This is a genomic window from Pseudomonas sp. BS3782 TE3695 (assembly GCF_050435305.1).
In the GTDB taxonomy this organism is placed as follows: domain Bacteria; phylum Pseudomonadota; class Gammaproteobacteria; order Pseudomonadales; family Pseudomonadaceae; genus Aquipseudomonas.
This window is the reverse complement of sequence record NZ_JBNDKB010000001.1, coordinates 4,507,809-4,517,446: the sequence shown is the minus strand read 5'-3', so window position 1 is coordinate 4,517,446 and position 9,638 is coordinate 4,507,809. Positions and strand designations below refer to the sequence as shown.

General features: G+C 58.2%; 13 protein-coding genes and 1 pseudogene. All 14 read right to left on the bottom strand.

Going from position 1 to position 9,638, the window contains the following annotated elements; translation table 11 throughout:
* Positions 1–4: 4 nt before the first annotated feature.
* The 14 genes and pseudogenes from ABH909_RS20250 to ABH909_RS20185 all read right to left on the bottom strand — a co-directional run bounded on the left by ABH909_RS20250 (position 5) and on the right by ABH909_RS20185 (position 9,560).
* A complete protein-coding gene (locus ABH909_RS20250; protein ID WP_429436336.1) occupies positions 5–376 on the bottom strand; it encodes a TIGR03745 family integrating conjugative element membrane protein in 372 nt (123 codons plus the stop codon).
* A gap of 17 nt (positions 377–393) precedes the next feature.
* Positions 394–633 (bottom strand): TIGR03758 family integrating conjugative element protein, encoded by a 240-nt coding sequence (locus ABH909_RS20245; protein WP_429436334.1) that lies wholly within the window; start codon positions 631–633, stop codon positions 394–396.
* Entirely contained in the window at positions 630–965 is a 336-nt protein-coding gene (locus ABH909_RS20240; RefSeq protein ID WP_429436331.1) for an RAQPRD family integrative conjugative element protein, read from the bottom strand. Before ABH909_RS20240 ends, ABH909_RS20245 begins: the two co-directional genes overlap by 4 nt.
* Positions 966–1,198: 233 nt before the next feature.
* Positions 1,199–1,759: a DUF1353 domain-containing protein gene (locus ABH909_RS20235; RefSeq protein WP_429436329.1), complete on the bottom strand. Its 561-nt coding sequence runs from the start codon at positions 1,757–1,759 to the stop codon at positions 1,199–1,201.
* Positions 1,760–2,240: 481 nt separating this feature from the next.
* Positions 2,241–2,972, bottom strand: coding sequence for a TIGR03747 family integrating conjugative element membrane protein (locus tag ABH909_RS20230; protein ID WP_429436326.1), 732 nt, complete (start codon positions 2,970–2,972; stop codon positions 2,241–2,243).
* 90 nt (positions 2,973–3,062) lie between these two features.
* Positions 3,063–5,168 (bottom strand): type IV conjugative transfer system coupling protein TraD, encoded by a 2,106-nt coding sequence (gene traD, locus ABH909_RS20225; RefSeq protein ID WP_429436325.1) that lies wholly within the window; start codon positions 5,166–5,168, stop codon positions 3,063–3,065.
* A gap of 9 nt (positions 5,169–5,177) precedes the next feature.
* The gene (locus tag ABH909_RS20220) at positions 5,178–5,693 is read right to left on the bottom strand and encodes an integrating conjugative element protein (protein ID WP_429436322.1); all 516 of its coding nucleotides are present in this window, start codon (positions 5,691–5,693) and stop codon (positions 5,178–5,180) included.
* Positions 5,690–6,238, bottom strand: coding sequence for a lytic transglycosylase (locus ABH909_RS20215; protein ID WP_429436320.1), 549 nt, complete (start codon positions 6,236–6,238; stop codon positions 5,690–5,692). Before ABH909_RS20215 ends, ABH909_RS20220 begins: the two co-directional genes overlap by 4 nt.
* Entirely contained in the window at positions 6,220–6,939 is a 720-nt protein-coding gene (locus ABH909_RS20210) for a TIGR03759 family integrating conjugative element protein (RefSeq protein ID WP_429436318.1), read from the bottom strand. The genes ABH909_RS20215 and ABH909_RS20210 overlap by 19 nt, the downstream gene beginning before the upstream one ends.
* Before the next feature lie 9 nt (positions 6,940–6,948).
* Complete coding sequence (locus ABH909_RS20205) at positions 6,949–7,620, bottom strand: chemotaxis protein (protein ID WP_429385464.1); 672 nt, start codon at positions 7,618–7,620, stop codon at positions 6,949–6,951.
* The gene (locus tag ABH909_RS20200) at positions 7,617–8,159 is read right to left on the bottom strand and encodes a PilL N-terminal domain-containing protein (RefSeq protein WP_429385466.1); all 543 of its coding nucleotides are present in this window, start codon (positions 8,157–8,159) and stop codon (positions 7,617–7,619) included. The genes ABH909_RS20205 and ABH909_RS20200 overlap by 4 nt, the downstream gene beginning before the upstream one ends.
* Positions 8,160–8,265: 106 nt before the next feature.
* Positions 8,266–9,012 (bottom strand): ABC transporter substrate-binding protein, encoded by a 747-nt coding sequence (locus ABH909_RS20195; RefSeq protein ID WP_429385468.1) that lies wholly within the window; start codon positions 9,010–9,012, stop codon positions 8,266–8,268.
* 52 nt (positions 9,013–9,064) lie between these two features.
* Positions 9,065–9,436 (bottom strand): annotated as a pseudogene (radC, locus tag ABH909_RS20190) (RadC family protein); the annotation flags it as partial.
* Positions 9,420–9,560, bottom strand: a complete 141-nt coding sequence (locus ABH909_RS20185; protein WP_429436315.1) for a hypothetical protein — start codon at positions 9,558–9,560, stop codon at positions 9,420–9,422. The pseudogene radC and the gene ABH909_RS20185, both read right to left, overlap by 17 nt.
* Between the last annotated feature and the right edge of the window lie 78 nt (positions 9,561–9,638).

Sequence of the window (9,638 nt, the reverse complement as noted above, 5' to 3'; positions counted from 1 at the left end):
AACCTCACAAAATCGCGGCGGCCTTGGTCAGAAACCAGATGATGATGACCACCAGCAGGGCACCGATACCGACCACTGCACCCAAGTCTTTCCAGGTCTTACGCTGGTTCTGCACGTCGGCATAAACGGTCAGGGAATGCCAGGCCACGCCGAGAAAAGCGAGTAGCGCGATCAGCAGGCCGAGCAGGATGCCGCCGTCGTAGGCGTAGTTTTTTATCGTCTCGATCAACCCGGAACCTTCACCGCGGGAAGGCGCTTCCATGGTCGGTAGCTCGGCAAAAGCTAGGCTTGGGCCGAGTACCAGGAGCAGACCGATTAAGCGCTGACTGGCACGATCACGCAGGTTGTTTTTCAGGGGGACAAAACACTTGAACATGGCGGTGATCTCCTGGGTTAGGACAGCGTGAAGAACATCAAAACCAATAAGGTGATAAGTGCACGGGCGGTACTGCCGCCAAACGCGCCGAAGCGCACACTGCCTGTCGCCCATCCCCGGTAAGCCGTCCACATCACCCAGGCACACCAGAGCAAAGCTAGGACCAGAACCAGGGACAGCCACAGTGTCGAACTGCTCTGCGCCGAGAAGCCGGAGGCGTTTTGGAAGGCTGCGGTCTGGGCGTCGGTCATGCTCATGGCGAAGGCTCCGTGGACGGAGTGTCGAGGCGGTAATCGCCGACCAGTTCGCTGGGGTCGCGGGGTTGAGCGCGAGAGGGGGACAGATAGCCCTGCACGCCCTGGCGAATACGTTGGATGTCCTGAATTAAGCGGGTGTAGTCGAAGCGATAGCGGTTGTCTGGTTCAGAGGCACTGGCTGTCTCAGCTCGTGCTGCAAGGCGTTCGATAATGTCGAGCTGCTGCTGGATAAGGCTGAGCTGCTCCTGCTCATGAGCCGAGGCGGCATAGCCGCTGCCATGGGCGATTGCCAGCGAGAGTAATAACAAGCAGCGAAAGACGGTAGTTGGCATGATGCTGGCCCATGTGGATCTGGGAACAGAATCAAGTTAGAGGTCGAACAATTCCGTAAGAAACCTGAGGTGTGATGGATCGCTTTTTTCTCTGCGAAAGCTAATGGATAACAGGGTGTGGATTTTCGCGTCCGAGAACCTAATAAAACGCGGCATAGCGCGTACCCCACCAGCCGAAAGCCGGAATCCCCATGGCTAAGGGTTACATGGAAAAATGCCCTGGAGATAAGGTCCTAGATTATAAGATGGCGTCCTATAACTGCATCTAGATCCTCAATGGATGCCTCCTCAGGTAAGGATTCCATCTCGCGCGAGATTTCAGACAATTTGCCTTGAAGGAAAGCCTCCTCTAACACTGGGAGATCAAGGCGCTTCCGAAACAGCATCCTATCTTGAGAAAGTTTTGCCTGCGGTAAACTTGAAGCGGACCATGCTCCGATGCGTACACCTGCGTAAAGAGTTCGTCCCTGAAGCAGGCCACATCCTCCAGCCAAGCATGCATAGAAGAACATAACATCCGCATCTTTCCTGACAACTATCGGGCTATCGCACGCCACGTCGTGGACGATGGAAGCCCGTCGGTAGTCGCCCGTGTAGGGGCTGCCGACTGTGGACCAAAGAGCTGCCGGGATGCTCGCTCCGTTAACTACCGAGTCCATTAAAGCCGGCCAAATCCTGTTGTTTGGGTCAGTATAAAAGAAATCCTCCAGTAGCTTCATGTCACGGTCAGCCCCTGTCTCATCGACAAGCCACTCAGTTTTTGGATTGCCTGAAAAGTATCCGTAGTTCGCCATATGAAACTCCTATAAAGAGATGCTATTGAGTCGGCCTTACGCTTGTAGTCACCATTAATCGAAAGATTGAAACGTAAGTAAACACATCAAGACCCAGGGTTTAGGCTCATGTACTGCCTACGGGAATGCTCCGTAGAGGGTCTTTACTGTGACAGCATTAGCTAAGACGATGCAGTATGGACTGTCCAATGGTCGCGCTAAGGATTCTCCGAACAAGTCCTCAAACGTGATGAGGTACGCTCTAAACTTGGACCACTTAAACACATCGCTCGACTGACCACTCTGTTCGTGCTGTCGAACCTGTGGGTGACTCAAAAACACCTAGTGGGTATGGGCAGGCGCGTCTGTGAGCGGGAAACCGAACTGAAAAGCCCGGTCAAGAGTCGCTACGTGGTGTCCACCCACTGAAAGGTGCTGAAATCCGGTTTTTTTGCGGTTAATTGAGTGCATAACCGAAGTTGCTCGGAGTTTCCTTAAGTTCTCAGAGAAACTTTTTGAACGTCGCGGCAGTGATTGCAATTACCATCCCGAGGAACACCGCACAGGGGAAAAAAACGGCTAGTGGATTGATCGAAAAGGGCAGGGATAGGTAAATGACCCAGGGCACAATCAGTAGCGGTATCACGGCACGCTTGGCGCGGTGATAGACGAAGCTACTTTCTCGTCCCGCCCCGAACTTGCGCAGATCGCGGCGCATCAAACCATCGACCAAACCGGTGAGCGCGGCCAGCAGAAACAAGGGTGTCGCCAGGACCAGAATGCTCAGACGCACCACGAAGGTGAAGGTGACATACACCGCCGCCAGCACTAAATCCTCAATGCTTACGTAGAGCTGATTGATCCAGCTCCAGAAGTCGTTGCCCTGGCTCGACACCCGCGTCTGCTGGGCAAAACCTGCAAAGCCGGTCTTGACTAACAACCACTGATTGAGAAAATCCAGCCATTGGACAATCGTCTGTCCGGGTTGTTGGATGAGAAGTGAAGATTTGAAGTGCTCGCTGAGCCAGCCCAATTCACTGGTTAGCATGGCCTGACTATGCCGCCAGCCCTGATCACCCCAGAAGAGCAGCAGGCCCGCGAACTCGATCAGGATCGAGAACAGCAACGAGGCTATCAGCAAGCCGATGATGCGCAGCATTAGGCTGATGGCTGAGACGATTAATCCTGGGCGCTGGATCGGTTGTGGCGGCATGTTCTGGGCTGAAGTCGCCATTGTTCACTCCATTGCGCGCTGCAAAGTTGATGTCGTCACAACGCCTTCTGGATCGTTCTCTGCTGAATCGAAACCTGTCGCGGGTACGGACTACCCCACCTGATCCAGATCGAAGTGTGTTGTTGGGCCGCCACCGCTTGCGTTCCACCATTGCCCCGCTTGCTCGTTGTAGGTGGTCCGCATTCGCTGGGTGAGCTCCTGCAGGTCCTTGGGCATGGCATCGTCGTTGGAGGGTTTTGGCAACGGCATGCGGACTTTCCAGAGCTGGCCACCGGCTTGGAAGGAGAACATTTGCCCTTTGGGTAAACTGACGATGTGGGCAGGCTCGATCAACGGCACGCTGGTGCTGCTGACACGGTCCTGTGAGGACGAAGTGAAGTCCGTATTGGCTTCCGGATCGGAGGTGTCGGTGGCACCCGACACCAGGGTCTTGGTCAGCACGTTGACCTTGGGCAATTGCTGAGTGAGCAGTTCAGCGGTGGCGGTTTCGCGCACCCGCAGCATCTGCAGGGTATTGAAGTTGCCAATAACCTGGCCAGCTTTGGCGCGGTTGCCGATACGTGCTTCGATATCGCTGAGGGTCTGGGTGTAGGCGGTGACCTGGATACCGGCACCGCCGCCCTTGTTGATCAGCGGGATGAATTCATCACCCATCAACTCGTTGAACTCATCGGCGTGGAGGTTGATCGGCAACTTCTCACTGCTACTGCCCGATGGGGGGAGGCCATGGTCAATGCCATGTTTGTAGATGTGCCCGGCGACCGAGACCAAGTCGGCGAACATGGAGTTGCCCACAGCGGCGGCCACCTCGGCGTCGGTCAGTGCATCCAGACCGACGTAGACAATGCCGCGTTTTCGGATGATCTGCATCCAGTCGAAGATCGGCCGCGGGTCATCCAGGTCGGTGTAGTTGGGGGCCAGTAACTGGGCGGTCTTGCCGGTGGTGAGTTTCTCCAGCAGCGGTAGCAGCGAGGCGACAATCTTGTCGAAGTAAGTACGGTCATAGCGTACCGCCGAACGCAGTCCGTCCAGCACCGGATCAAATACCCGTTTGGCCGCCAGGTACTGTTCGATGGCCACGACGCGCTTTTCGCGTCCTACCATATGGCGGGGAATGTTTTTCTCGGTGAGCCTGCCTTCAAGCTGGACGATCACTTCCCACGCTTTCGGATCGGTCTTGGCGAAAAACTGCTGGGCGTATTCGATGAACAGTGCGTCGATGTTGACCACATGTCGCTGGATTTGCAGGTAGTCCGGACGCCGGCCCAGCTCGATCAGGGCGCGGGCGATGATGTTGACGAAGCGCCAGGCGAACTCACGAAAGGCCGCCGAGTTGCCTTCGCCACTGAGCTGCCCGGCGATGCGTGACGCCACTTCCGAGATGCGTCCGAAGCGCCCCACGGCGTTGTAGCGAGCGGAGATCTCCGGCCAGCCCAGATGGAACACATAAAACTCCTTTTCCCGACCAGCGCGTTTGGCTTCGACGTACATCCGTTTGAGCAAGTCGGCATCGCCCTTCGGATCGAAGACAATCACTACCTCGTGTTCGACGCGGTGTATGTCCTGGGTGATATACACCTCGGCGAGCCGGGTCTTGCCGACACGGGTAGTGCCGAGCACCAGGGTGTGTCCGACCCGTTCGCCCAGCGGCAGACTGACTTCCGTTTCATCGGGCTCGACCCCATGCAACAGTGGCGAGCCACCTACCGGGGGCAAAGGCCGCAACGGATTGAAGGCGCTGTCCCAGGCCGTGACACGGGCCAGTATCGAGAGTGGAAATGGTGCATGCTCCAGCCGCCGTTCGAGTCCACGGGCCAGGCGGTAGCTGGTCGGTTGGTCGACATAGTGGGCGACCGCCGGATCCTGGGCCTCGACCAAGCGCTGGGTGTGCAGGCGGGTCCAGCGAAAGCCTCGGCCCATGAACAGGCGCCTGCGGCTGACCGGTATCTGCCGGCTGGTCAGCTTGTAGCGGGGTAGCCGACGGATATTGCGCCGATAACGCAGCACCTCCCAGGCTTGTCGCAGCCGGATAAGGCCGAACAGGACATAGGCCAACGCTGCGACCAGACCGATCTCGGGTGACAGCGCCACGGCCCAGGGCGAGTACACGCACAACACCGCGGCAGCGATACAGATTGCTACGGTATACAGCTCCACCGCTGGCCGGAGCTTGGACTCCATCGCATGCTCGGCCATGACCTGGACTCACTGTTCCAGTGAGGTGGCAGTGATCAAGACGGGATAGTGCTCAATCTGCAGGCGGGTGGCGATGTCGTTGCCATTCACCGGCAGGATGGTGATGCCCGGAGCGGCTGCTCGAATCCGGGCCAGGGCTTCATTATCGGCCACTTCGATGGCGAGGCCAGCCGCGCCCATTTCCTGCAGTTCAGCCGCGCGTTGACGCAGCCAAGTCAGCGACTGGGGATCCTCACCGACCAAAAAAAATGGCCGCAAGCCCGGCATGTTCAGGGCGCGAGACGTGATCTGACCGGGGCTCAAGTGGGAGCTGCGGACGGGCAGTATCCAGGCTTCATCGGCAAACGTGGACAGGTCCGCATGCACGGCCCGGTCAGCCTGAACTCTGTTATTTATGGGCAGGTCTGTGGCTTGGAAATAGGGTTGGGTGACGTTGCCAGCCGGATCCCTGACTACGGTTGGTTTCGCTTGGGCGACAGGTGCCAAGAACAGGATGAAATAGCAGGTAAGGAATATTCGCGTCATGGCGGTGTGCCCTGTTTGAAGGAGACCAGCAACCGTTCGAGTTGCCGGGTAAATCCGGCGCGGTAACTCGCCGCCAGCGTTCCTCCTGCCGGACGGTGATAGCGTCCGGCAGCTGACACCCAGTCACCGGTGACGGCGTGATGCTTCTGCAGCAGCGCGGCGGTCACGGCGAGATTTCGGTAGGGATCAAGGGCTTCGCAAGGGCTGGAAAAACGTTGTCCGTGGTAACCCAGGTTGGTTTGCCCGAGACCGGCATCGACCCGCTTGGCGTCATGTCGGGCGAGTGCCTGAAGCAAGGCGTGACAGGCGGCCTGGCGAGTGGCGAAGCGGTAGGGTGTTCCGGCGATGTTCAGGGTCCAAGGCCAGGGCAGCAGTCGACCACGGACGCGGATACCACTCTCCTGCAGGGCAATCGCGAACAGCACCGTAGAAGGGATGTCGGCGTCATGCGCCGCCAGTTGGTAGGCAGGAGGCGGAAGTTCGTCAGCCTGGACGGCGAGCATTGTCAGCATGAGCGCAATACCACTCAGTCGAGGCGTTGCCATTGTCCATTCACCTGTTGAAATGTGGCAGGCAATGGCCCCGGGGCTCCCAGGCTGAACCAGCGACCACGGTCATGGTTCAGGGTGATCTGCCGGCGTTGGACCTTGGCCGGATCAACGTCTGCTTGCCGAGCCCAGCTACGGACGCGTTCATCCTCGCCTTGGCTGCCCACCAGGTAGATATCGAACGCCGTATCACTGCTTTGCAGACGCTGCGCTTCGGCGGTGCACGCCGGGCAGTGGTCCTCTACAAACAGGGCCTGGCGCGGCACGACCGATGAGCTGGCAGGGGACGGGGATGCCATGCCCTGGATCGGCAGCAGCCCGGGAAACAGCTTGGCCCAGGCGGCGGTGTAAGCGTTTTGGTAGGACAATTCGCGCTCGGCGCGTTTGGCTTCCAGCGCTACCTGCAATTCGGCGTAGCGCTGGCGCTCTTGGTCGGTCTGGGCCTCGACGCCGAGTGCGGTCAACGGATCGAGATTCGGACTCCAGAAACCACGCGGGCCGGCTTGGATCTGTTCGAAGCGTGTCCACTCCTGCTCCGTGAGACCCCAGCTTGCCGCCTGTTCAGAGTGCGAGCGCCCCAGCGGAGTGGACTGTATGTCCTGGTTCCGTGACGGTGTCGTAACAGAGTTGCCCAGCACAGCACCCGCGCTAAGCAGTGAAACGAGACAGACGACGGGGGACAGTAGTGCTCGGTTCATGATCACTTCTCAAGGGAGGAGCACGGTCTGGTCTGGCTGAGCGGCCACCGCGAAGACGGCTGAGTTCGGTTCCAGCACTTTCAGGTGCCAGGCTCCGAGCTGCTCACCGCTGTGCAGTAGCCGGACATCCGTGAGTGAGTGACTGTCATGGGGGGCGACCGCCAGAAAGCGCTCACCACCACGAGACTCGACACTCAACACCGAGAACGGTGGCGATAGCCGGGCGGGTTTGGGGCGAGCGGTCTTTTTCGGTTTGGTTGCGGAAGGCGTCGACGGTGGGGGGGAAGGCTGAGTCTTGAGGTCCAGGAGCTGCTGCTCGACGTGCTCAAGGCGTGCGCGCAGCGCTGTCAGGTCTGCCTGGGTGGCGCGGGCTGCGAGACCGTCGCGCAGTTCCTGTACCTCTTGCGCCCACTGATCCAACATCGGATCGAGGGTATTGGCCTGTTGCTCACCAGTATCGACCATCTGCTTCAGGTCTTTCAGCGCGTACTGAAGCTTCTCCTGGGCGTCCTTGAGGGCGCTTGAATCACGTTGCAGGGTATCCAGGGTTTGTCGGTATTGCGTGTTCTTGCTCTGTAGTTCCGCCACGCGCTGATACTGGTTATACAATCCACCACTCAGCCCGGCGGCCGCCAGGCAAAGCAATCCAATAATGAGGGTTTGAAACGTCGAGGCTTTCATGGACGTGCCTCCGCCTGATGGGATGAGCTTGGTGTGGCCCGCACGACGCCGGCCTGCGTTTTCTGCTGTTCGAAGCAGACCGAACGGCTGACTTCATCGGTCGTGAGTTGCCAGGCGGGCCCAGCTAGCACTTGTAGCGCGTTGCGCAAAGAGAGCGGGCCGAGCCGGTAATGAGCTGCGGGCAGGGGCCGAGTAAAGAGCACCCTCACCGACGCAGTAGCGGGGCAGAGCGAATAGCCCGAGCGTCGCAATACGTACTGCAACGCATCCTGCACCGAAGGACTCAGACTGGACGGGATGCTCACGTCAATGATTTGGGCAAGAAGATCGCGTTGTTCCGTGGTGGGCTCGGTGCTGACCAGCGTGTAGCGGCCATAACGAAGTTCTGCCGGATGGCTTTCTTCGGCTGTACCCCTCGAGTGCGGGGTTTGATTGGAGCCACTGCCGATTTCTGGATGGGGCGGTAATGGGGTGGGGATTTGCGCGGTGCAGGCGCTCAACAAACCCAGTAGGCAGACAGGGGTAAAAAAACGCTCCATGGAAAAAACCTCATGTCAGATTCAGTGCAGAACCTGACATGAGGTGAAGGAGCGATTCAGTGAGAAAGTTGATTCAAAGCGGGTCGTGTTAAAGCCGAGCGCGTTGTTACTCATCAAAAATGGCGAGTCTATCCAAGACGGTGGCGTCGGGGTCGAAGATCAACAATCGCACATCCGCCAATGCCGCCAGGTATAACACCGTGACCAGGGCTTCCGGTGTGCCGGCGTCGAGTTGCTCTTGTCTCAAGCTTGAATAACGTTTGCCCTCAATGTTCAGCAAGTTCTCGTCCGTCCATGGTGTGCCGATCAACTTGCAACCGATGCCGCAGCAATCCGGCAACGCGAAAAGTTCGAACAAAAGACCGGTTTGCCTCGGAGCGGAGTGACTGACCCACCCTTCCAGATAAAACATCGCTTCTTCAGGAAGGTGTGCGGTACTGATCTCCCAGGCTCGACTGTAGTGTCCCGTTTCGAAGCGCAAGCGATGGACCATGGCTTGTGCCTCTTCCAGGGAGTACAGATCGCCGACGTGATGTCGCTCGTTGAGCATTTCGCCCATCACGGCATAGATCACGTGGCGCACCAGACCGGTGGACGGGCAGCGTTCACCCAACTCATCCGGAATGGATTGGCCTTCGCTGATCAAAGCAAAATCGTCATTGAAGATGCAGGGGAACAGTTGCAGTTCATCGTCGGGCAGGTGGATCTGTGAGTCGTGCACGGTTCGAAAACAGGGAGGGCAGGTGTTTTCGTAGGTGATCAGTAGCAGCCGTTCGATATGCAGATGGTCGTAACCGCGAGCAAATGGGTTTGAGGCCGTCAGTAGGGCTGGGGCTTGGTGTGTGGGGTTCATGGGCATGCTCCAGAATGGAAATGAACAAGGCGCCCGTAGGCGCCTGTGAGGGTTAAAGCCAGCCGTACTCGGCAAGGGAGAGAGGACGACCTTCACCCACGATGAAGTGATCCAGTACGCGCACTTCGATCAAGGCCAAGGCCTCTTTCAGCCGTGCGGTCAAAACGCGGTCCGCTTGGCTGGGCTCTGTACACCCTGAGGGGTGGTTGTGAACAAAAATGGCGGCCGCAGCGTTATGCGCGAGGGAGCGCTTAACGATTTGGCGGGGGTAAACGCTGGCGCCATCAATGCTGCCGTGAAAGAGGACTTCGAATGTCAGCACCCGGTGCCTGGCATCGAGAAAGATCACACCGAAGACTTCATGCTCTTGTTGCGCAAGGTGCAGTTTTAGGTAGGAGGCTACGGCGTCAGGTGATGTCAGGATTGGGGCCGCGGGTGAACAGCCGACGATCCAGAATATGCAGCGCTTCGTCGATCAGCTGGTTTTCTTGGACAATGCGATCAGCCTCGAAGTCCGAGGTCTCAATCAGTGTGAGTTGGGTGCTCATGGCGGTACCTCCGAAGGGAACAATCAGGGGTACACGCCCGAGGGGAGTGGTATCCCCCAAGGTGGGTGTGGAGTCGTG

Bases quoted from the DNA above. Each gene is read 5' to 3' on its own strand.
- ABH909_RS20250 (WP_429436336.1), bottom strand. From the start codon at position 376: ATGTTCAAGTGTTTTGTCCCCCTGAAAAACAACCTGCGTGATCGTGCC.
- ABH909_RS20245 (WP_429436334.1), bottom strand. From the start codon at position 633: ATGAGCATGACCGACGCCCAGACCGCAGCCTTCCAAAACGCCTCCGGC.
- ABH909_RS20240 (WP_429436331.1), bottom strand. From the start codon at position 965: ATGCCAACTACCGTCTTTCGCTGCTTGTTATTACTCTCGCTGGCAATC.
- ABH909_RS20235 (WP_429436329.1), bottom strand. From the start codon at position 1,759: ATGGCGAACTACGGATACTTTTCAGGCAATCCAAAAACTGAGTGGCTT.
- ABH909_RS20230 (WP_429436326.1), bottom strand. From the start codon at position 2,972: ATGGCGACTTCAGCCCAGAACATGCCGCCACAACCGATCCAGCGCCCA.
- traD (WP_429436325.1), bottom strand. From the start codon at position 5,168: ATGGCCGAGCATGCGATGGAGTCCAAGCTCCGGCCAGCGGTGGAGCTG.
- ABH909_RS20220 (WP_429436322.1), bottom strand. From the start codon at position 5,693: ATGACGCGAATATTCCTTACCTGCTATTTCATCCTGTTCTTGGCACCT.
- ABH909_RS20215 (WP_429436320.1), bottom strand. From the start codon at position 6,238: ATGGCAACGCCTCGACTGAGTGGTATTGCGCTCATGCTGACAATGCTC.
- ABH909_RS20210 (WP_429436318.1), bottom strand. From the start codon at position 6,939: ATGAACCGAGCACTACTGTCCCCCGTCGTCTGTCTCGTTTCACTGCTT.
- ABH909_RS20205 (WP_429385464.1), bottom strand. From the start codon at position 7,620: ATGAAAGCCTCGACGTTTCAAACCCTCATTATTGGATTGCTTTGCCTG.
- ABH909_RS20200 (WP_429385466.1), bottom strand. From the start codon at position 8,159: ATGGAGCGTTTTTTTACCCCTGTCTGCCTACTGGGTTTGTTGAGCGCC.
- ABH909_RS20195 (WP_429385468.1), bottom strand. From the start codon at position 9,012: ATGAACCCCACACACCAAGCCCCAGCCCTACTGACGGCCTCAAACCCA.
- ABH909_RS20185 (WP_429436315.1), bottom strand. From the start codon at position 9,560: ATGAGCACCCAACTCACACTGATTGAGACCTCGGACTTCGAGGCTGAT.